Source organism: Massilia sp. AB1 (assembly GCF_018119385.1).
Taxonomy (GTDB): domain Bacteria; phylum Pseudomonadota; class Gammaproteobacteria; order Burkholderiales; family Burkholderiaceae_D; genus Telluria.
The window spans coordinates 35,239-55,517 of the sequence record NZ_JAGKSG010000021.1 but is presented as its reverse complement, the minus strand read 5'-3'; the positions used below and the strand labels follow the sequence as shown (position 1 = coordinate 55,517).

The 20,279-nt window shown below is 66.7% G+C and carries 21 protein-coding genes; 9 read left to right on the top strand and 12 right to left on the bottom strand.

Features of this window, described 5'->3' with window-relative positions; genetic code table 11:
- Positions 1–88 precede the first annotated feature (88 nt).
- Positions 89–532: a DUF411 domain-containing protein gene (locus J8847_RS13745; RefSeq protein WP_211525277.1), complete on the top strand. Its 444-nt coding sequence runs from the start codon at positions 89–91 to the stop codon at positions 530–532.
- Between the two features lie 119 nt (positions 533–651).
- On the top strand, positions 652–1,026 hold the full coding sequence (locus J8847_RS13740) for a hypothetical protein (protein WP_211525276.1): 375 nt from the start codon (positions 652–654) through the stop codon (positions 1,024–1,026).
- On the opposite strand, the gene pnuC is transcribed toward J8847_RS13740, so the two are convergent.
- Both pnuC and J8847_RS13730 read right to left on the bottom strand, forming a co-directional pair.
- Positions 1,016–1,600, bottom strand: a complete 585-nt coding sequence (gene pnuC / locus J8847_RS13735; protein ID WP_211525275.1) for a nicotinamide riboside transporter PnuC — start codon at positions 1,598–1,600, stop codon at positions 1,016–1,018. The genes J8847_RS13740 and pnuC overlap by 11 nt on opposite strands.
- 85 nt (positions 1,601–1,685) lie before the next feature.
- A complete protein-coding gene (locus J8847_RS13730) occupies positions 1,686–2,186 on the bottom strand; it encodes a pyridoxamine 5'-phosphate oxidase family protein (RefSeq protein ID WP_211525274.1) in 501 nt (166 codons plus the stop codon).
- A gap of 158 nt (positions 2,187–2,344) precedes the next feature.
- On the opposite strand from J8847_RS13730, the gene nadB reads away from it, so the two are divergent.
- The 4 genes from nadB (at position 2,345) to J8847_RS13710 (ending at position 6,960) form a co-directional block, all read left to right on the top strand.
- Positions 2,345–3,973, top strand: a complete 1,629-nt coding sequence (gene nadB / locus J8847_RS13725; protein ID WP_211525273.1) for an L-aspartate oxidase — start codon at positions 2,345–2,347, stop codon at positions 3,971–3,973.
- Between the two features lie 50 nt (positions 3,974–4,023).
- Positions 4,024–4,923 (top strand): DMT family transporter, encoded by a 900-nt coding sequence (locus J8847_RS13720; protein ID WP_211525272.1) that lies wholly within the window; start codon positions 4,024–4,026, stop codon positions 4,921–4,923.
- 100 nt (positions 4,924–5,023) lie between these two features.
- Complete coding sequence (locus J8847_RS13715) at positions 5,024–5,917, top strand: NAD-dependent protein deacetylase (RefSeq protein ID WP_211525271.1); 894 nt, start codon at positions 5,024–5,026, stop codon at positions 5,915–5,917.
- Positions 5,918–5,940: 23 nt separating this feature from the next.
- The gene (locus tag J8847_RS13710) at positions 5,941–6,960 is read left to right on the top strand and encodes an alpha/beta fold hydrolase (RefSeq protein WP_211525270.1); all 1,020 of its coding nucleotides are present in this window, start codon (positions 5,941–5,943) and stop codon (positions 6,958–6,960) included.
- A gap of 1 nt (position 6,961) precedes the next feature.
- Here the strand turns inward: J8847_RS13710 and J8847_RS13705 are convergent, their stop codons facing one another.
- From J8847_RS13705 to J8847_RS13690, 4 genes are all read right to left on the bottom strand, one after another.
- Positions 6,962–7,276: a hypothetical protein gene (locus J8847_RS13705; RefSeq protein WP_211525269.1), complete on the bottom strand. Its 315-nt coding sequence runs from the start codon at positions 7,274–7,276 to the stop codon at positions 6,962–6,964.
- Positions 7,276–8,151: a carboxylating nicotinate-nucleotide diphosphorylase gene (gene nadC, locus J8847_RS13700; RefSeq protein WP_211525268.1), complete on the bottom strand. Its 876-nt coding sequence runs from the start codon at positions 8,149–8,151 to the stop codon at positions 7,276–7,278. Before nadC ends, J8847_RS13705 begins: the two co-directional genes overlap by 1 nt.
- Positions 8,148–9,284 carry a quinolinate synthase NadA gene (gene nadA / locus J8847_RS13695; RefSeq protein WP_211525267.1) on the bottom strand — a complete coding sequence of 379 codons (1,137 nt, stop codon included), beginning with the start codon at positions 9,282–9,284 and terminating at the stop codon, positions 8,148–8,150. Before nadA ends, nadC begins: the two co-directional genes overlap by 4 nt.
- A gap of 61 nt (positions 9,285–9,345) precedes the next feature.
- Positions 9,346–10,947: an ABC-F family ATPase gene (locus J8847_RS13690; RefSeq protein ID WP_211525266.1), complete on the bottom strand. Its 1,602-nt coding sequence runs from the start codon at positions 10,945–10,947 to the stop codon at positions 9,346–9,348.
- A 625-nt stretch (positions 10,948–11,572) separates the two neighbouring features.
- On the opposite strand from J8847_RS13690, the gene J8847_RS13685 reads away from it, so the two are divergent.
- Positions 11,573–12,913, top strand: a complete 1,341-nt coding sequence (locus J8847_RS13685; RefSeq protein WP_211525265.1) for a PEP-CTERM sorting domain-containing protein — start codon at positions 11,573–11,575, stop codon at positions 12,911–12,913.
- A gap of 219 nt (positions 12,914–13,132) precedes the next feature.
- On the opposite strand, the gene J8847_RS13680 is transcribed toward J8847_RS13685, so the two are convergent.
- The 6 genes from J8847_RS13680 to queE form a co-directional block, all read right to left on the bottom strand.
- Positions 13,133–14,407 carry an FAD-binding oxidoreductase gene (locus J8847_RS13680; RefSeq protein WP_211525264.1) on the bottom strand — a complete coding sequence of 425 codons (1,275 nt, stop codon included), beginning with the start codon at positions 14,405–14,407 and terminating at the stop codon, positions 13,133–13,135.
- Entirely contained in the window at positions 14,400–15,317 is a 918-nt protein-coding gene (gene ldcA, locus J8847_RS13675; RefSeq protein WP_211525263.1) for a muramoyltetrapeptide carboxypeptidase, read from the bottom strand. Before ldcA ends, J8847_RS13680 begins: the two co-directional genes overlap by 8 nt.
- On the bottom strand, positions 15,314–16,240 hold the full coding sequence (locus tag J8847_RS13670) for an alpha/beta fold hydrolase (RefSeq protein ID WP_211525262.1): 927 nt from the start codon (positions 16,238–16,240) through the stop codon (positions 15,314–15,316). The genes ldcA and J8847_RS13670 overlap by 4 nt, the downstream gene beginning before the upstream one ends.
- A 189-nt stretch (positions 16,241–16,429) precedes the next feature.
- On the bottom strand, positions 16,430–16,900 hold the full coding sequence (gene tadA, locus J8847_RS13665; RefSeq protein WP_211525261.1) for a tRNA adenosine(34) deaminase TadA: 471 nt from the start codon (positions 16,898–16,900) through the stop codon (positions 16,430–16,432).
- Positions 16,893–17,339, bottom strand: a complete 447-nt coding sequence (queD, locus tag J8847_RS13660; protein WP_211525260.1) for a 6-carboxytetrahydropterin synthase QueD — start codon at positions 17,337–17,339, stop codon at positions 16,893–16,895. The genes tadA and queD overlap by 8 nt, the downstream gene beginning before the upstream one ends.
- A 20-nt stretch (positions 17,340–17,359) precedes the next feature.
- The gene (queE, locus tag J8847_RS13655; RefSeq protein WP_211525259.1) at positions 17,360–17,995 is read right to left on the bottom strand and encodes a 7-carboxy-7-deazaguanine synthase; all 636 of its coding nucleotides are present in this window, start codon (positions 17,993–17,995) and stop codon (positions 17,360–17,362) included.
- A gap of 193 nt (positions 17,996–18,188) precedes the next feature.
- On the opposite strand from queE, the gene J8847_RS13650 reads away from it, so the two are divergent.
- Both J8847_RS13650 and J8847_RS13645 read left to right on the top strand, forming a co-directional pair.
- Positions 18,189–19,094 (top strand): histidine kinase, encoded by a 906-nt coding sequence (locus J8847_RS13650; protein ID WP_211525258.1) that lies wholly within the window; start codon positions 18,189–18,191, stop codon positions 19,092–19,094.
- A 221-nt stretch (positions 19,095–19,315) separates the two neighbouring features.
- A complete protein-coding gene (locus J8847_RS13645; RefSeq protein WP_373999901.1) occupies positions 19,316–20,257 on the top strand; it encodes a diguanylate cyclase in 942 nt (313 codons plus the stop codon).
- The last annotated feature ends 22 nt before the right edge of the window (positions 20,258–20,279 follow it).

Below are 20,279 nucleotides of genomic sequence, written 5' to 3'. Positions count from 1 at the left end.
TCCACAACCGGATACCGTAGCACCATAGCCTGACCGGCTACGGACGATTCGTCCGGGCAAACACCATCCTTGATTGACAGGAGCAAGCATGTTCAAGCCTTACTTCATCCATTCGGCCGCCGCCGCGCTGATCGCGCTGCCCCTGGCCGCCTGCGCCGCCCAGCCGGTGATCGAGGTGTACAAGACCTCGATGTGCGGCTGCTGCAAGGAATGGGTCAAGCACCTCGAGGCGAATGGCTTCACGGTCAAGGCCACGGATGTCGAGGATCCGTCCGACTACCGCCAGAAGTTCGGCATCCCCGAACAATACGGCTCCTGCCATTCCGGCCGCGTGAAGGGCTACGCGCTGGAGGGCCACGTGCCGGCCGCCGAGATCAAGCGCCTGCTGGCCGAGAAACCGAAGGCCGTGGGGCTGGCCGTGCCGGCGATGCCGCTCGGCTCGCCGGGCATGGAAGGTCCGCGCAGCGACCCCTACGATGTACTCCTGGTGAAGGACGGCGGCAAGACCGCGGTCTACAAGCACTATAACTAACTGAGCTGAGCTTAGCGCGGGCCTGCGCGGCCCGGTCCTACAGCCCTACCGACAACCCGCCGACAGCGACGCGCGCATCGCTGCGCGACAATAGGCCTCCACCATCACAGGAGGCCGCGATGATTTCTTCCGCATCCCAGCCCGGTACGCCGGGGCAGGACGATCCGTCCACCACGATCGGCGTCGGCGGCGTGACTTCGGGCCAGCAAGGCGCGACGCCCAGCCATGAAACCCAGCAGGAAACGGGCGGCAGCGGCGGCGATGGCCTGACCCGCAACCAGTCCGGCGAAACCACGAATGCCCCCACCGGCGAGGCCGGGACACCCGACTCAGGCGGCATGGCCGGTGAAGCCGCCGACAGCGCGATGACCCATATCAATCGCGGCGCCCAGGACACCCGCGCCAGCCAGGCCGGACGCTCGGCCACCGGCTTGGGGGCGCCGGAAACGGGCGGCAACCAGGACGAAGGGGACCTGCCCCCGGTCAGCCCGTAACAGCAGTAGTGGCCGCTTCGCGGCGGGCCAGCTTGCGCCACCAGATCCAGGACACGATCGCGTTGATCCAGAAGCCGACGTAGAGCGCTGAAGTCAGGTACAACTCGCGGCTGAAGTAAAGCGGGACCGCGACCGTGTTCACCAGCAGCCAGACCGGCCAGTTCTCGATGCGCCTTTGCATCATGAGGAGCTGGGCGATAACGCTGAATACGAGCACGGCGGAATCGACAAAAGGCGCGTAGGCATTCGTGTAATGGTGCAGCAGCGCGCCGTAAGCGGCCGTGGCCGCGATGCCGGCCGGCGCCAGCCACAGCAGGGTGCGCAGACCGGCATGCGTGATCGGCAGCGGAGCGCCATGGTCGCCGCGCAGCCAGCGCCACCACCCGAGCACGCTGGTGGCCACGAAAAATACCTGCAGCAGCACATCGGCGTACAGGCGGTTCTGGGCGAACAGCACGCCGAACAGGGTGCAGCCGACGATCCCGGTCCACCAGGTATGGACGCTGTTGCGTCCCGCCAGCACGATCGCCACCGCCGTGAACGCGTTGGCCGCCAGTTCGAGCGGGCCGGTCATGCGCCGCGGCGCCAGAATCTGCTCATGGTTCGCTCCAGTCCAAAAGCGGCTACTGTAAGCGAACCACGTACTCCTCAGCAAGAAATCACAGCCGGATGGTCCCGTGGTCGGCATCGACGTCCGGCGTCGAGCCGGTCACCGCCGCCTTGGCCATGGCGAACAGGCGAACCATTTTGCTGTCGTTCGAGTCCCAGTATTCGGCGGCATGCGGGGCCACGCGCACCAGCACCACGTGCTCGTCCTCGGGACCGGCCGGGAACCAGGCCTGGACCATCGGGTTCCACAGCGCGCGGATCTGGGTGCGGTCCACCACGCGCTCGGCGATGCCGCTGACCGACACATAGGTGCTGTCGTCGCTGTTGGCGAAGCTCACGTTCACCTCGGGATCGTGGGCGATGCTGTCCCACAATGCGGTCGTGGTGCGCACGTAGAACCACAGCCCGCCCTCGCCGTCCACCTGCTGGTTGGTCATCGGCTGGCTGGCCAGGTGGCCATGCTGGTCGCGGAAGGTGAACATGGCGAAGCGCATCGAGCCGATCTTGTCGGACAGCGCGGCGGCGTGGGCGGACGTATCGTGGTTGGACATGGCGGATCCTCGTCGTGTTGAATGGGTCGATGCTAGCCCGGATGCAAGGGCGTCTCCGTGCGGCCGCGTACGCAACCGGCCGGCTGCCGGGGGGGCGGCCTGACGCGGCCAGCGCAAATCGTCTATAGTGATGCCTCTGTACAAATATGACATTTGCCATGAAATTTGACGTCGCTATTGTCGGCAGCGGTCTGGCCGGCCTGTCGGTGGCCCTGCATCTCGCGCAAACCAAACGCGTTGCGATCATTTCGAAACGCGAACTCCTCGACGGCGCCAGCAACTGGGCCCAGGGCGGCATCGCCGCCGTGCTCGATTCGGGCGACAGCCACGACCAGCACATCGCCGATACCCTGGTGGCCGGCGCCGGGCTGTGCGACGAAGCCGCCACCCGTTACATCGTCGAACACGGCCGCGAAGCCATCGAATGGCTGATCGAGCAAGGCGTGCCCTTCACCCGCGACGAAACCGCCGAACTCGGCTTCCACCTGACCCGCGAAGGCGGCCACAGCCAGCGCCGCATCATTCACGCCGCCGACGCCACCGGCCACGCCGTCCAGGTGACGCTGGAGCAGAAGGTGCGCGCCCATCCGAACATTGAGCTGTTCGAGCACCACTGCGCGATCGACCTCATCACTTCCGACAAGCTCACGGCCAACGGCATCCAGGGCAATGCGCCCCATCTGGTCGGACAGCCGCGCTGCTACGGCCTGTACGTGCAGGACGAGCGCAACGGCAAGGTGCTCACCGTGGAGGCCGAGCACACCGTGCTGGCCACCGGCGGCGCCGGCAAGGTCTACCTGTACACCACGAATCCCGACACCGCCACCGGCGACGGCATCGCGATGGCCTGGCGCGCCGGCTGCCGCGTGTCGAACATGGAATTCATCCAGTTCCACCCGACCTGCCTGTACCACCCTTACGCCAAGTCCTTCCTGATCACCGAGGCGATCCGCGGCGAAGGCGGCCTGCTCAAGCTGCCGCCGGAAGCCGGCGCCGCCGCCGGCACGCGCTTCATGCCGGCCCACGACGAACGCGGCGAACTGGCCCCGCGCGACGTGGTCGCACGCGCCATCGACTTCGAGATGAAAAAGCGCGGCCTGGATTACGTGCACCTGGACATCAGCCACCAGGATCCGGCCTTCCTCAAGGAACACTTCCCGACCATCTACGCGCGCTGCCTGGAGCTGGGCATCGACATCACCAAGGAAGCGATTCCCGTGGTGCCGGCGGTGCACTTCACCTGCGGCGGCATCGTCACCGACCTGGCCGGGCGCACCGACATCCCCGGCCTGTACGCGGTGGGCGAGACCGCCTGCACCGGCCTGCATGGCGCCAACCGCCTGGCCAGCAACTCGCTGCTCGAATGCGTGGTCGTAGGCCGCGCCTGCGCGCACCAGATCGCGGCCGCGCCCCGGGTCGAAAATCCTGTGCTGCCGCCCTGGGACGAAAGCCGCGTCACCAATGCCGACGAGGAAGTGGTGATCGCCCACAACTGGGACGAACTGCGCCGCTTCATGTGGAATTATGTGGGCATCGTGCGGACCACCAAGCGCCTGGAGCGGGCCATGCACCGCATCAAGCTGCTCAAGGAGGAGATCGACGAGTACTACCGCAACTTCCGCATCACGCCGGACCTGCTGGAGCTGCGCAACCTGGTCGAGGTGGCCCACCTGATCGTGCGCAGCGCCTTGTCGCGCCACGAGAGCCGCGGCCTGCACTTCTCGCGCGATTTCCCCGACACGCTGCCGAAGGCCCTGCCAAGCGTGCTCACGCCGCGCCGCCGTTAATTTGCTACACTGCCTGCTGCACCGGCCCGCTTAGGCGGGCCGCTTTCCTGATGAACCGCCAAGCCCTCACCCCCTCCACCATACTGGCCCTGACGATTCCACCCGTCTTGTGGGCCGGCAACGCCGTCGTCGGCCGCCTGGTGCGCGACGCCGTGCCGCCGATGACCCTGAACCTGATCCGCTGGGTGCTCGCGCTGGCTATCCTCGTGCCGCTCGGGCGGGCCGCCCTGCGCGCCGGCAGCGGGGTAAGGATGAACTGGCGCCGCTACTGCGTCCTGGGCCTGCTCAGCGTGGGCCTGTACAACTCGCTGCAATACCTGGCCCTGCAGACCTCCACCCCGATCAACGTCACCCTGGTGGCGTCGGGAATTCCGGTCTGGATGCTGCTGGTCGGGCGCCTGTTCTACGGGGTGCCGGTCAAGCGCCGCCAGGTGGCCGGGGCGATCCTGTCCATCCTCGGGGTGCTGGTGGTCATGTGCCGGGGCGACCTGGAACAGCTGGCCGCGCTGCGCCTGGTGGTCGGCGACCTGTACATGATCCTGGCGACCATTGCCTGGTCCTTCTACAGCTGGATGCTGATGCAGCAGAAGGACGTGCCCGCGCTGCGCCAGGACTGGGCCGCCTTCCTGCTGGCCCAGGTGGCCTACGGGGTGCTGTGGTCGGCCGCGCTGGCGGGCGGCGAATGGGCGCTCAAGGACGTCGCGATCGTCTGGAGCTGGCAGCTGGCCGCGGCCTTGCTCTACGTGGCCATCGGCCCGGCGATCCTGGCGATGCGCTTCTGGGGCGCCGGCGTGCAGCGCGCCGGTCCCAGTATCGGCGCTTTCTTCATCAACCTCACGCCGCTGTTCACGGCCCTGCTGTCCTCGGCTTTCCTGGGCGAGCCGCCGCATCTCTACCATGTGCTTGCCTTCGCCATGATCGTCGGCGGGATCGCAGTGTCCGCCCGCTAATTCGCCGGCCTGCCGAGGCGCCGGTATGTAGCCATGGAATCGTGTTCCGAGGCCCGCGGCAAGAATGCTACGATCCCATGCATAGGGAGGATCTCGCAACATGGCAGAAGCATTTACCGTTCAGGACCGCGCGGAGGAACTGGCCGCCTTCCTCGATCGGCACACCCGCACCCTGGTGCTGACCGGGGCCGGCTTGTCGACCGCGTCCGGCATTCCCGACTACCGCGACCGTGACGGCACGCGGCGCGGCAAGCAACCCATCCAGGGTCCCGAGTTCCGCCGTTCCGAAGCCGTCCAGCGCCGCTACTGGGCGCGCAGCATGGTCGGCTGGCCGGTGCTGGCCAAGGCCACGCCCAACGGCGGCCACCAGGCACTGGCCGCGCTCGAGGCCAGCGGCAGGATCGGTTTCATCCTCACCCAGAACGTCGACGGCCTGCACCACCAGGCCGGCAGCCATGCCGTGCTCGAGCTGCACGGCAACATCCACCACGTGAAATGCCTCGCCTGCGAGGCCCAGTTTCCGCGCGCCTTCGTCCAGGCCCAGCTCGAGGAGGCCAATCCGGACGTCGCCCGGTCGATGGCGCTGCCGCTGCCCGACGGCGACGCGGCCCTCGAACCCGACGCGCTGACCGACTTCAGGCTGCCGCACTGCGTGCATTGCGGCGGCGCTCTGATGCCGGACGTTGTCTTTTTCGGCGATAACGTGCCGGCGGCCCGCACGGCCTGCGCGCTGGCGCAAATGGAAAAGGCCGATTCACTGCTGGTAATCGGCTCTTCGCTGATGGTGTACTCGGGCTTCCGCTTCTGCCGCATGGCGACCCAGAGCGGTAAACCGATCGCCGCCCTCAACCTCGGGCGCACGCGGGCCGACGACCTGCTGCACCTGAAGCTCGACGAATCCGCCGAGCACGTGCTGCCGCTGGTGGCGCAGTTGCTGAATGCGCGGCCACCCGGGCTGCCGCCCGCCCTCATCGACCATAGGGGAACACTGTGAACGATTCTTACCGAAGCTATTCCATGCGCTCCCGGCCTTCCTCGGGCCTGCGTCCCGGACTGCTGTGGGCCGCCGCCGGACTTGCCGCTTCCTGGCTATTCGTCCAGGCCCGTACCCGCCAGGTGGAGCGCGAGCATCCGCCCGAAGGCAAGTTCGTGACCGTGGACGGCGTACGCCTGCACTACCTGGAGCGCGGCGAAGGCCCGGCGCTGGTCCTCCTGCACGGCAATGGCGTGTACTCGAAGGATTTCGAGCTCAGCGGCCTGCTCGACATGGCGTCCAGCCACTATCGCGTGATCGCCTTCGACCGCCCCGGCTTCGGCTACAGCGAGCGGCCGCGCACTACCGTGTGGACCCCGGACAAGCAGGCGCGCCTGCTGCACCGCGCGCTGCAGGAGATCGGCGTCGATTCCGCCATCGTCCTCGGCCATTCCTGGGGCACCATGGTGGCGCTGGCGATGGGCTTGCAGGTGCCGGACTTCGTGCGCGGCCTGGTCCTGATGTCGGGCTACTACTACCCCAGTGTGCGGCTCGATGCGCCGCTGTCCTCGCCGCCGGCCGTACCGGTGATCGGCGACCTGATGCGCTACACGGTGTCGCCCCTGGTGTCCCGCATGATCTGGCGCCCGGTGATCAAGCGCGCCTTCTCGCCGATGCCGGTTTCCGAGCGTTTCAGTGGCATGCCGGTGTGGATGGCGCTGCGGCCCGGCCAGCTGCGCGCCGCCGCGGCGGAAAGCGCGATGATGATCCCGGCTGCGATGTCGCTGTCCGGGCGCTATGGAGAATTGAAGGTGCCGGCCACGATCCTGGCCGGCACCCAGGACAAGGTCGCCAGTTCGGGCCACAATGCGGAGCGGCTGCATGAGGGCTTGCACAACAGCCAGCTGGAACTGGAGCCGGGCACCGGCCACATGTTCCATTACGCCCACCCGGAGAAGGTGATGGCGGCCATCGACGGGATCGCCGCCCAGGTGGGCGAGCCGGTCGTGCTGCGCAGTCCGCGCGCGGAGGCGCTGGCGCGGGCCAGCGAAAGCGGGGTCTAGCTCAGGGCCGGGAAAGGATCTTCAGGACCACGCCGATGACGATGAAGGCCGCCATGGACAGCGACAACGCGCCGATCAGCTTCGGCGAGCCGATGGTGTCGGCCTCGCTGTCCGCCTTCATGCGCAGGGCGCGGCCGATCACGACCGGGCGCAGGAAGCCGCGGATCCCCAGCAGGACCATGCCGACGCCGAAGAACAGCTCGCCGTTCAGGTCGTAGCGCACCCCGTCGGCGATCTGAGGCAGTCCCAGCAGCAGGCCGAAGCCCAGCCAGAACAGCCGCGAGCCCATCGCCCGCTTGAGCTTGGCGGTCGACATCAGCCGACGATACGCAGCGAGTAGTCGGTCGCGCGCACGTCCTTGGTCAGGCTGCCGATCGAGATGCGGTCCACGCCGGTCTCGGCGATGGCGCGCACGGTGCCGATGTTGACGCCGCCCGAGGCTTCGAGCAGCGCGCGGCCGGCATTCACCTTGACCGCTTCGCGCATCATGTCCAGGTCGAAGTTATCCAGCAGGACCGACTTGACGCCGGCCGCCAGCGCTTCTTCCAGCTGGACGATGGTTTCCACCTCGATCTGCACCGGCACGCCGGCGTTCAGGGCGTCGGCCGCCTTGAGCGCGTTGGTCACGCCGCCGGCCGCCGCGATGTGGTTTTCCTTGATCAGGATGCCGTCGTAGAGGGCCATGCGCTGGTTCTTGCCGCCGCCCACGCGCACCGCGTACTTCTGCGCCAGGCGCAGGCCCGGCAGGGTCTTGCGGGTGTCGAGGATCGCGGCACTGGTGCCGGCGATAATGTCCACGTACTTGCGGGTGACGGTTGCCACGCCCGACAGCAGCTGCATGAAGTTCAGGGCCGCGCGCTCGGCGGTCAGCAGCGAGCGCGGCGAGCCGGCGATGGTGCAGACCACGGAGTCCGCGCTCATCAGGTCGCCCTCGGCGTATTTCCAGTCGATGTCCAGGTCCTGGTCGACGGCCAGCATCACGCCCTCGAACCAGGGCGCGCCGCACAGCACGGCGGCTTCGCGCACGATGACCCGCGCCTGGACGCGGGTGTCGCCCGGGACCAGCATGCCGGTCAGGTCGCCGGTGCCGACGTCTTCCAGCAAGGCGGCCAGGATGTTCTGCTCGAACGCCGCCTGCAGTTTTTCGTCGAAGGCGTTGTCGTCGATGAAGGGATTGCGCAGGGTCGTCATGCCGGGCCCACTCCCGAGAACAGGGTCGCGTTCTGCTCCAGCGCGCCTTGCGGCAGCGCCTTGGCCTTCTTGGCGGCTGCGAAGTCCAGCATGCGGTCGATCGCGCGCTTGGCCTGGCGGCCAATCTCCGGATCGACGTGCACCTGGTTGGCGCCGCTCTCCAGCACTTCGGCCAGGTTGCGCAAGCCGTTCATGGCCATCCACGGGCAGTGGGCGCAGCTCTTGCAGGTCGCGCTGTTGCCGGCGGTCGGGGCTTCGATGAAGGTCTTGCCCGGCGCGGCCATGCGCATCTTGTGCAGGATGCCGTTGTCGGTGGCGACGATGAAGGTGCTGGCGTCCAGGTCGCGCGCGGCGTTGATCAGCTGGGTGGTCGAGCCGACCACGTCGGCCTGGGCCACCACCGAAGCCGGCGATTCCGGGTGCACCAGCACCTTGGCGTCCGGGTGCTCGGCCTTGAGCAGGTCGAGTTCGATGCCCTTGAATTCGTCGTGCACCAGGCAGGAACCTTGCCACAGCAGCATGTCGGCGCCGGTCTGCTTCTGGATCCAGGCGCCCAGGTGGCGGTCCGGCGCCCACAGGATCTTCTTGCCCTGCTCGTGCAGGTGCTTGACGATGTCCAGGCCGATCGACGAGGTCACCATCCAGTCGGCGCGCGCCTTCACGGCGGCGCTGGTGTTGGCGTACACGACCACCGTGCGATCCGGATGCTGGTCGCAGAAGGCCGCGAACTCGTCGGCCGGGCAGCCCAGGTCCAGCGAGCAGGTCGCGTCCAGGTCCGGCATCAGCACCGTCTTTTCCGGGTTCAGGATCTTCGAGGTTTCGCCCATGAAGCGCACGCCGGCGACCACCAGGGTCTTGGCCGGGTGGTCGCGCCCGAAGCGCGCCATTTCCAGCGAGTCCGAGACGCAGCCGCCGGTTTCCTCGGCCAGGTCCTGCAGGTCGGCGTCCACGTAATAGTGGGCCACCAGCACCGCATCGCGCTCCTTGAGCAGGCGGCGGATGCGTTCCTTGAGCTCGGTTTTTTCGGCCGCGCTCGGCGCGGCGGGCGTACGGGCCCAGGCTTCGGCGGTACAGGCGGCGCCGGCGACCGGGCGGTCGTATTCGTAGGTCTTGATCGGAAGGACTGTGTTCATAAAGCTATGATCTCACAATGAAACGGAAGCTGCAGAGGGCAGGTCGCCCTGCCCTGCCTCATCAGTCGATGCCCTGGCTCTTCAGGTATTCCTCGTAGTTGCCCTGGAAGTCGACGATCTCGTTCTCGCGGATCTCCAGGATGCGGGTGGCCAGCGAGGACACGAATTCGCGGTCGTGCGACACGAACACCAGGGTGCCGGCGTATTTGTCGAGCGCGATGTTGAGGGACTCGATCGATTCCATGTCCATGTGGTTGGTCGGTTCGTCCAGCAGCATGACGTTGTGGCGGCCCAGCATCAGCTTGCCGTACATCATGCGGCCCTTTTCGCCACCGGACAGCACTTTCACCGATTTCTTCACTTCATCGCCGCCGAACAGCAGGCGGCCCAGGATGGAGCGCACGGCCTGGTCGTCGTCACCTTCCTGGGTCCACTGGCCCATCCAGTCGGTCAGGTTCTCGCCGCCGGCGAATTCCTCGGTCGGGTCCTGCGGCATGTAGCCGACGTTGGCGTTCTCGGCCCACTTCACGCGGCCCTGGTCGGCGTCGAGGCCGGTGATCTCCTTGCCGCCGATGCAGCGCAGCAAGGTGGTCTTGCCGGCGCCGTTGGCGCCGATGATCGCGATGCGTTCGCCGGCCTCGACCATGATCGAGAAATTCTTGAACAGCTGGCGGTCATAGGCTTTCGACAGGCCTTCGGTCTCCACCGCCAGGCGGTGCAGCTTCTTCTCGCCTTCGAAGCGCACGAAGGGATAGGCGCGCGAGGAAGGCTTGAATTCCTCGATCTTGATCTTGTCGATCTGCTTGGCGCGCGAGGTCGCCTGGCGCGCCTTGGATTTGTTGGCCGAGAAGCGGCGCACGAAGTCCTGCAGTTCCGCGACCTTTTCCTTGGCCTTGGCATTGTTGGCGAGCTGCTGGTTGCGGGCCTGGGTCGACGCCAGCATGTAGTCGTCGTAGTTGCCCGGATAGACCTTCAGGGTGCCGTAGTCCATGTCGGCCACGTGGGTGCAGACCTGGTTCAGGAAGTGGCGGTCGTGGGAAATGATGATCATCGTCGAGTTGCGCTCGTTGAGGATGTCTTCCAGCCAGCGGATCGTGTTGATGTCCAGGTTGTTGGTCGGTTCGTCCAGCAGCAGGATGTCCGGATTCGAGAACAGGGCCTGGGCCAGCAGCACGCGCAGCTTCCAGCCGGGCGCCACGGCGCTCATCGGGCCCTGGTGCAGGTCGCTGGCGATGTCCAGGCCGAGCAGCAGCTCGCCGGCGCGCGCTTCGGCCGAATAGCCGTCGTATTCCGCGACCTTGCCTTCGAGCTCGGCGGCGCGCATGTAGTCTTCGTCGGTCGCTTCCGGGTTCGCGTAGATGGCGTCGCGCTCCGAGATGGCGTTCCACAGCTCGGTGTGGCCCATCATGACGACGTCGAGCACGCGCACGTCTTCGTAGGCGAACTGGTCCTGGCGCAGCTTGCCGAGACGCTCGCCCGGGTCCAGGCTGACGTTGCCGGCGGACGGCTCGAGGTCGCCGCCGAGGATCTTCATGAAAGTCGACTTGCCGCAGCCGTTCGCGCCGATCAGGCCGTAGCGGTTGCCTTCGCCGAACTTGACGGAAATGTTTTCGAACAGCGGCTTGGCGCCGAATTGCATCGTGATATTGGCAGTAGAGAGCACGGTGTACCTTTGGAAGCGTTGGTCGGCGGATTTCGCCGATCGGATAACCGGCTATTCTACCATCCCGGGCCCCTCCTTGGGAGGCGGCGGCGATGTTGTATTGTCACTTGTTTTGGTCCGGAACGCCCTGCGAACGAAACGTGGGCGCAGCTGCGCTTGCTATGCTTGGCGCACCGAAGCACAGGAGGTGGGCATCACGCGTGCTTCTTCGATGCGCCCCTGCTGCTCGGATGCCTGGGGTGATATCCGGCAGCGCAGGCGCAATCCGGTTGGGAGGTGAGCGGACAGGTCAGCCATGGCAACCTCGGCCCTTACAGCTTCGCGCTCGACATCCCTGCGAAGCCGGCGCGGTGCAGATCGGCATCGACGCCTGGGCGCGCAAGGCCAGAGACGGCAGCATTACCTTCGGAAACGACCAAGGTGGCGGTCGAGTTTTCTTACAACTCGCCCATTTCGCAGAGTAAATACGAAGAGAAAACAGGTGTTTATATAACGGGCATAAAACTCGCTTTTCTAGTTGACGCGGTTACTTGGTTGGCCAGCGCTTCGATTTGGGGCTTACTGCTCGCGTATAGGTCTGCGCCTGGCCAGTCGTCTACTCTACGTTGGACTGAGGGGAGCCCATATGAGAAAGCTGCTAGTGTTGCTCGGCCTATGCGCCGGGCTAAATAATGGTCTGGCTCACGCTGCGGTATTGGAGACGGTTACATTTGATTATACGGCCCGCGACAATACGGGTACTGCCACGGGAATCTTCGGTGGACAAGGCAGCTTCACGTACAGCATTAATTTTCCTTTGCCAGGCGGCACCGTGATCGGGCGAGGAAACATCACAAACTTCCAATTCTCATGGGGTGCAACTGTGCCTGAGTTGGGAACGGCGACCTGGAGTTATGGGCTGGCTGATCTGCAAAGTTTTTCATTTAACACAGCCAACATCAATTCGCTTTCCCTCCTCACGCGCTCAGTATCGGCGTCCAATTCGAACTTTACCGACGCGTACTTCTCCGTTTCCGGCATTAACGGGAAAACCGTCCGGGGCGACCAAGCCGCGGTCTTGACGTCCGGCGCCGTCAAGGTAGCGCTGAGTCAGCAAGAGAAAGCGCGCTGGGCAAAATCTGCGGACGAAACAAACAAGGTGAGTAATGTCTTGAATGCGATCGGATGCGCGGAAGGCTTAAAGGGCTGCCTCGGGGTGATTGCGCCAGGCCTGACTTCCGACAATGAGAGTCCCGTCCTGGAGTGGCTTGGCTACGTTGCGCTGGCGGCAGCAGCTGTCGCGGCGATTGGGGCCGGTTCGCTACCGGCAATGGCGCTTGTGGCTGCCGGTGTCGTTGGCGTCTACGCAAGCCACGTCTCCGATGTTGAGCGTAAAATTGCTCAGGATCCGCCGGACGCCAACTATACGGTAGTCGCAACGTATTCAAATACAGACACCCCTTTCCAGAGCTGGCTTGATGCCCAATTCGACGCCGCAATGTCGCAGTTGACGTCGTCGATGACGCGCTGCCTGGAAGCCCGGCAGAATGCGCTTGTTTCCATGGAGCGTTATCAAGGAGCGGTATTGGCAGAAAACGCGACGTTCGCGGCAATCCAGCTAAACGCGATGCAATCGTTTTTTCAAGACATAGAGGGCTGCGACAGTTTAGTTGGAGGAAATCTTACCGCCTTGCTCGCCACGATGTCCGATCTTGGCGTTTCGGATCTTCAGTTTGACCCAGACAAATTTGATCAGGTGCGAGCGGACATTATCGCGCTCGGCAACGCAGATCTCACAGCACAGATTAACTCGATTGACGTGAGCGAAATCGGACAAAATACCACGCTATTCACAACGCTCGACAACTTTGCCGCCCCGATGAGTGAAGAGAATCCGGTGCCCGAACCTGCTGTACTTTTACTCTTCGGAATCGGAGTATTAGGGCTAATGCAGAGCATTAGCCGTAAACCACGGGACGCTGGTTGAATAGTTCGATTCTGCGGCAGCGGTACTCTTGCCGTGCAAAACGATAATTGCACGGCGAGGGAGTGACTGCCCGCGTAGAGCCGGCCAAGATACTCCAAAGCCACAGGACTTATTCTCATTGGGTAGAGCGCAGACCACAGAAGCGTCAGGTCAAGACCGCTTGATCCGAGGTTCTCGCTATAGAAGACGCCTCGCATTACGCGCAGGCGTGTCTCCTGATTAGCGGCGCAGCAGGTCGCGCAGGCCGTAGTACCAGTAAGTCGCCTGGGCCGCCGCCAGGCCGGCCGGACCGCCGGTCCATAGCAAGCCCCAGCGCGCGTACTGGCGCAGGCGGCCGCCGTCCCCGGTCAGCGCACCGGCCAGCAATTCGCCGGCCAGGGTGGTCGGGGCGACGCCGTGGCCGCCGAAGCCCATGCCGTACCACAATCCGTCCGGAAGGCGGCCGACCTGGGGCATCTTGTGGCGCGCGTAGCTCATCAGGCCGCTCCACGCATGTTCGACCCGCACCCCCTTGAGCTGGGGATAGACCTTCAGCATGTCGCCGTAGAGCAGCCTGGCCACGGCGCGCGGCGAGCGGTGCAGGATCGAAATGCGGCCGCCCCACAATAGTCGGGTGTCCGGCAAGGCCCGGTAATAGTCGAAGGCGAAGCGGGTGTCGTAGACCGCCGCCTCGGTGCGGATGCTCGAGGCCAGGCGCTCGCCCAGCGGCTCGGTGGCCATCACATAGGTGGCGATCGGCAGGATGGCGGCGCGCAGCCGCCGGTGCAGGCTGGCCAGATAGCCGCCGCAGCAGACCACCAGTTCGCGCGCCGCCACCGTTCCCTGCGCCGTCACGACCAGCCAGCCGCCCTCGCGGCGGCGGATCGACGTGACGCGGCTGCGCTCGTGGATCGTGACGCCGGACCGGGCCAGGGTGCGCGCCAGGCCCTGGGCGTATTTCAGCGGGTGGAAATGGAAGCCGCCCGGCTCGAACAGGCCGCCCTTGTAGCGGCGCGTCCGCAGCCGGTCGGACAACTCGTCCCGGCCCAGGTGCTGCCATTGCACCCCCATGTGCTCGGCCATGAAACGCTGCTGCTCGAACAGGATGCGGTCGTCGTTGAACCAGTTGGCCAGGATGACCCCGCTCTCGCGGGCTTCGCAGGCGATGTCGTGGCGGCGGATACGTTCGCGGATCAGGCCCACCGCCGCCAGGGTGTCGCCGTACAGCTGGCGGGCGGCCGTCCCGGCGCTGCGCTGGAGCGCCCGCTCGCCGAGCGAGAAACCGCCGAACACGAAGCCGCCGTTGCGGCCCGAAGCGCCGTGGCCGACCTCCTCGGCCTCCAGCACGACCACGTCGCGCTCGCCGCGCTCGGCCAGCGACATCGCCGTGCCCAGGCCGGCGAAGCCGGCGCCGATGATGCAAACGGCGCATTCGCGCTCGCCCTGCAGGGATGGATAGCTGTCGGGCGAAGAACTCGCCCTGTAATAGGTATGCTGCCCGAGCCGCTCAGCCACGGCGGACCGTCGGGTAATCCGATAGCGTGAGCGTGAAGCCCCCGGCGTTCGAGACCAGGCGGCCCTGGGCGCCGAAGGGAATGGTCACCCGGCGCTGGATATGGCCAAAGCTCAGGCCGGTCAGGACCGGCACCGGCAGTGTCGCGCGCAGGTAGGCCAGCATCGCGTCGAAATCGTAGCCGTTGTCCTGCGGGCTGAGCCGGTAGCCGGACAAGTCGCCCAGGATCACGGCGCGCTGCCGGTCCAGCACACCGGCCTGCTGCAGCTGGAGCAGCATGCGCTCCACCCGGTAAGGATGCTCGTTGATGTCTTCCACATACAGGATGCCGCCCTCCACCCGCGGGAAGTACGGCGTGCCCAGCAGCGAGACGATCATCGCCAGGTTGCCGCCCCAGACGGTGCCGCAGACTTCCAGTTCCGGGTTCCCGGCGGCCTGCTCGCGGATGGTATGGGTCGGCCCGGCCAGGCAGCGCCAGAACTGGTCGATGGTGAAGGGATCGGTCTCCCTGGCGCCAAAGTCGCCGGCGATCATCGGCCCGGCATAGCTCAGGGCGCCGGTTTTGGCCAGCAGGCCCATCTGCAGGGCCGTCACGTCGGAAAAGCCGACCACGATCTTGCCGCTGGCCGCGATGGCCTCGAAGTCGATCTCCGGCAGCAGCCGGGTCATGCCGTAGGCGCCGCGCAGCGCGATGATCAGCTGGACATCGGGATCGGCTACGGCGGCATGCAGTTGCGCCAGCCGGCCCTCGTCGGTGCCGCCGAAGCGCTGGTGGATGGCGGCCTGGTCGTAATAGTTATGGACCAGGCAGCCCTGGGCTTCGAGGCGCGTGATGGCGCGTTCGACGGATGCGGGGTCGGACGTGTAGCCGCCCGGCGCCACGATGGCGATGCCGATGTGTGGGGTGATCACTGTTTGACGAAGAGCCGCGGTGTTGAGTCTGGCAGCATCTTACCCCGGGCATGGGCGTCGATCAAGGCGAGGAGCCGCTCCACAAGCTGGGGCGGCAAATCGTGGCCCATGCCTTCGATGACCTCGAGCCGGGCGCCCGGGATCTGCTCGGCGGTGTCCTGGCCGCAGGCCAGCGGCACCAGCGGATCGGCGGCGCCATGGATCACGAGGGTGGGCGCACCGATCCTGCGCAGCTCGGCGCTGCGGTCGCCGCCGGCGGCCACCGCCATCATCTGGCGCGCAAGGCCGCCAGGGCAATAGCTGCGCCGCAGAGTACGGGCCACGCGCTTGCGCAGGGCTTTTTCCGGGGTCGGATAGGCGGGGCTGCCGATTTCCCGCAGCAGGGCGACCGTATGGTCGACGATACTGTCCAGGTCGGCGGGGTTGGCCGGCTTGCGCGCCAGCGCCTGGCGCACTTTCGGCAGCGGGCCCGGCAGGCCGCGCCGGCCGCTGCTCGACATGATCGAGGTCAGGCTCAATACCCGTTGCGGGTGACGGGCCGCCAGGATCTGGGCCACCATGCCGCCCATCGACACCCCGACCACATGGGCACGCGCCACGCCCAGCGCGGACAGCACGCCCAGCGCATCCTCGGCCATGTCCTCGAGGCGATAGGCCGGACGCAGCGACCAGCCCAGCCTGGACTTCAGGCGGGCCAGGAACAGATTGGGAACGCCGGCCTGCTCGAACTTGGTCGACAAGCCGCAATCGCGGTTGTCGAAGCGGATCACATAGAAACCGAGCTCGACCAGGCCCTCGACGAACTCATCGGGCCAGGCGGTCAGCTGCATGCCTAGTCCGTGTACCAGCAGCAGTGGTACGGCCTTGGGGTCGCCCGCGGTGTCGAAGGCGATGCGCAGTCCATTGGCATTCAGGGTCGGCATGACGGGTGGTTCCGCGCTCGCAATGCCAGTAACATGCGGCGCAGTATCGATATTGGTTAAGCGATATTGGTTAAGCTCTCTGTCGTCGCCGTGCGGGACGGCTTGGAATCAGCATAACACTTTCGCCGTGGGGGCGGCGCTCATGCGGGACAAGCCTCGAGGCCGCCAGCAATGGCGGCCCCCCCGGGATCAGGCGGCGGGCAGCTTGCGCGCGGCGGCGCGGCGCTCGGCGAAGAAGGATTTCAGCAGCTGGCTGGCCTCGTCGGCCAGCACGCCGCCCACCACTTCCGTGTGGTGGTTGAGGCGCTCCTCGGCGAACAGGTCGACCACCGAGCCGCAGGCGCCGGTCTTGGGGTCGAGCGCCGCATAGACCACCCGCGCCAGGCGAGCGTGCATCATGGCGCCGGAGCACATGATGCAGGGCTCCAGGGTCACGTAGAGCTCGCAGCCCGGCAGCCGGTAATTGCCGAGTTTTCCAGCGGCGGCGCGCAAGGCCACGATTTCGGCGTGGGCGGTCGGGTCGTGGCTGCCGATCGGCTGGTTATAGCCGGTCGCGATCACCTCGCCGTCCCTGACCACCACCGCGCCCACCGGCACCTCGCCCTGCTCCCACGCCTTGCGCGCTTCCAGCAGGGCGAGTGCCATGTATTTCTCAGGCATCGACGATCTCTGCCCAGCAGTTCGGGGTCTCGTGCAGCACCAGCTTGTGCAGGCGCAGGCCGGTGCCGTAGCGGTCGGTGAACACGGTCTTCAGGATGCCGAAGGCGACCTGGGCCAGGTTCTCGACGGTCGGGATGCGGTCGATCACGACGGTCTTGTGGCCCGGCAGCGAGGCCAGGAAGTCGCGCACCTTCTCGTCCTTGTCGTAGACCAGGAAAGCGTGGTCCCAGACGTCCACCAGGTGCTGCTTGGCCAGCGCCTTGACGTCCGAGAAGTCCATGATCATGCCGTTGTCGGAGTTGCCGTCGGCGTCGATCACGGCCCCTTGCAGGGTGATCTCGAGGGTGTAGCGGTGGCCGTGCAGGTTGCGGCACTGGCTCTTGTGGTCGGGAATCCGGTGGCCGGCATCGAATTCGAGCTTGCGGGTAATCGTCAGCATGGAAGCCTGGTCAATCTCAATTAGGGAATCTGGAGGAGTTTATGGGTCTGGAGGCTGAGCTTCCACTTGGGGTTGCGGCGGCAGGTCTCGATCGCCAGGCGGGTGTTGTGGGCGGCCAGCGGGCCGTCCATCGGCTGGACGTAGAAGTTCTCGAAATCGAGGTGCTCGTAGGCGGCCAGGTCCTGGTTCGCCTGCGGAATCACCACCTTGATCTCGTTGCCCTTCTCGACCACCAGCCTGGAGCCCATCTTGGGGCTCACGCACACCCAGTCCACGCCCGGCGGCACCGGCAGGGTGCCGTTGGTCTCGATGGCGATCGTGAAGCCGTGCGCGTGCATGGCGTCGATCAGGGCGGCGTCCAGCTGCAGCAGCGGCTCGCCCCCGGTGAAGACCACGTACTTGCTGGGGGTGTAGGCCGGCGGCCACAGGCTGTCGATCGCGGCGGCCAGCGCGGCCGCGTCCTTGAACTTGCCGCCGCCTTCGCCGTCGGTGCCGACGAAATCGGTATCGCAGAAGGTGCAGACCGCGCTGGCGCGGTCATCCTCGCGGCCGCTCCACAGGTTGCAGCCCGAGAAGCGGCAGAACACGGCCGGACGTCCCGCATGGGCGCCTTCGCCCTGCAGGGTGTAGAACATTTCTTTGATGCTGTAGGTCACGTTATGTAGGGTAAGGCGCTCGTCAACCTTCCATTATAGCGCGCCCCGGCGCCGGGCGCACCTGCCGTCGCCCCTGCGCTGCCAGCCTGCCGTCTGCGTAAAACTTGAGCATTAACAATATTCCTGGCTCGGGACCAAGGTAAGTTCTTACCGAAGTCTTGCGGAACATTCCGAATCGCGTAAGAAGGACGCCATGACCAAGCCCTCTGCATTCCTAGCCGCCCTGTTCGCAGCCGCCCCCTCCGCGGCCTGGGCCGGTTTGCCCGTCCCGGCCGCACTGCGTGCGGTGCCTCCGGAGCTGCTGGCCTGCGCGCTGGTGACGCTGGCGGCGCTGCTGCTGGCCTTCCTCGGCCTGCGGCGCAGCCTCGGCACCGAGGAACGCGCCCATGCCCTGCAGCTGCAGCTCGCCGCCGAGCGCGAAGCGCGCAGCCATGCGGACCAGGCGCTGGCCGAGCACCACGACGTGCTGTGCCGGCTGGTGCGGCGCCAGGAAGGCGTGCGCGAAGGCGAGCGCTCCCGCATCGCGCGCGACCTGAACGACCAGCTTGGCAGCCGCCTGAGCCGCTTGCGGGCCGAACTCAGCTGCCTGCAGGACGGCGCCGACGCCGCGCCCCAGCTGGCGAGCCGCCTCGACGGCGCCCTCGCCAACATCGACGGCGCGATCACGGCGGTCCGGGCCGTTGCCGGCGCCCTGCGTCCGATCGGCCGGCAGGAAGGACTGCGCCAGGCACTGCAGCATGTGCTGCAGGACCAGTCCCGCTTGTCCGGCCTGCGCTACCGTTTCGACGCCGGCACCGACCCGGCCGCGCCGCCGGCCGAGCGCGCCGCCCGGCTGGCCGTGTTCCGGGTGCTGCAGGAAGTGGCGGCCAGCGCCGGGCGCCGGGGCGCCGCCGAGCTGCACGTGCGGCTGGCCGAGGGCGCCGACCGCCTGAGCCTGCAGCTCGACGGCGACGCGGCGATCGCGGAAGACAGCCTGCCCGACGAGCTGCGGGAGCGCCTCCATGCGCTGGGCGCCAGCCTGCGCCTGGCCGAGCCGGCGCCGGGCCGGCGGCGAATGACGCTCAGCATTCCAGCCCGGGAGGTTGCCGAACTGGCCTGAGCGGCCGCGCACTGGAGCACGCCTGTATTCTTGCTGAAAATCAATAGGTCGTTCTATCCGCGGTAGCAGAATTGCTTCCTAGCAGCGGCCATCCGGCTGCTTACCGCGACTGCAAAGGACGGCACATGATCAGCACCCTTCCTCCGACAGCCAGCCAGCTCGCCGCCCCGGCGCCTGGTCCGCTCACCATGGTCCAGGACGTGGCCTTCGTCGGCCAGCTGATGGAGAGCCTGTCGGTGCCCGTGTTCGTGCTGGATACGCGCTCGCGGGTGATGATCTGGAACCGCGCCTGCGAGCATCTCACCGGCGTGCCGGCGGACGAGGTGCTGGGCACCACCGACCACTGGCGCAGCTTCTACGAGCAGCCCCAGCCCACCCTGGCCGACCTGGTGCTGCAGGGCCGCGCCGAAACGGCGCGCGGCATCTATCCGCGCGAGGGCGCTCACCACGACGGACACGGCGGTGCGCACCCGGCCTCGCCGGCCGGCCTGTCGGTCGAAAGCTGGTGCGACATGCCGCGCGCCGGGCGGCGGCGCTACCTGGCGGCCGACGCCAGTCCCATCTTCGACGGGGGCGGGCGCCTGTCGGCCGTGGTCGAGACCCTGCGCGACCTGACCGACGAAAAGATGGCCCAGGTCGCCCTGGAGCAGCTGGCCACCCGCGACGGCCTGACCGGGCTGGCCAACCGCCGCTGCTTCGACGACACCCTGCACGCCGAGTGGGCCCGCGCGCTGCGCCAGCAGCAGCCGCTGTCGCTGCTGATGGTCGACGTGGACAACTTCAAGGCCTATAACGACGCCCACGGCCATCTGGGCGGCGACGAATGCCTGAAGCGCGTCGCCAGGGCGGTGGCGAGCGAGATGCGGGCCAACGACCTGGTGGCGCGCTACGGCGGCGAGGAGTTCGCCGTGATCCTGCCCAACCAGTCGCTCAAGGGCGCGGCCATCGTCGCCGAGCGCATCCGCGCGCGGGTCGAGCAGCTCCAGCTGCCCTGCCGCTTCGCGCCCGGCAAGCATGTGACGGTGTCGATCGGCGCCGCCACCGCCATCGCGGGGCCGGACAACAACGCCAGCCAGCTGGTCGCCATCGCCGACGCCGCCCTGTACCGGGCCAAGCACCTGGGCCGCAACCGCATCAGCCTGCCGATGAGCGAAGCGGCGTAAAGACCTGCGCCGCCCACCCTGC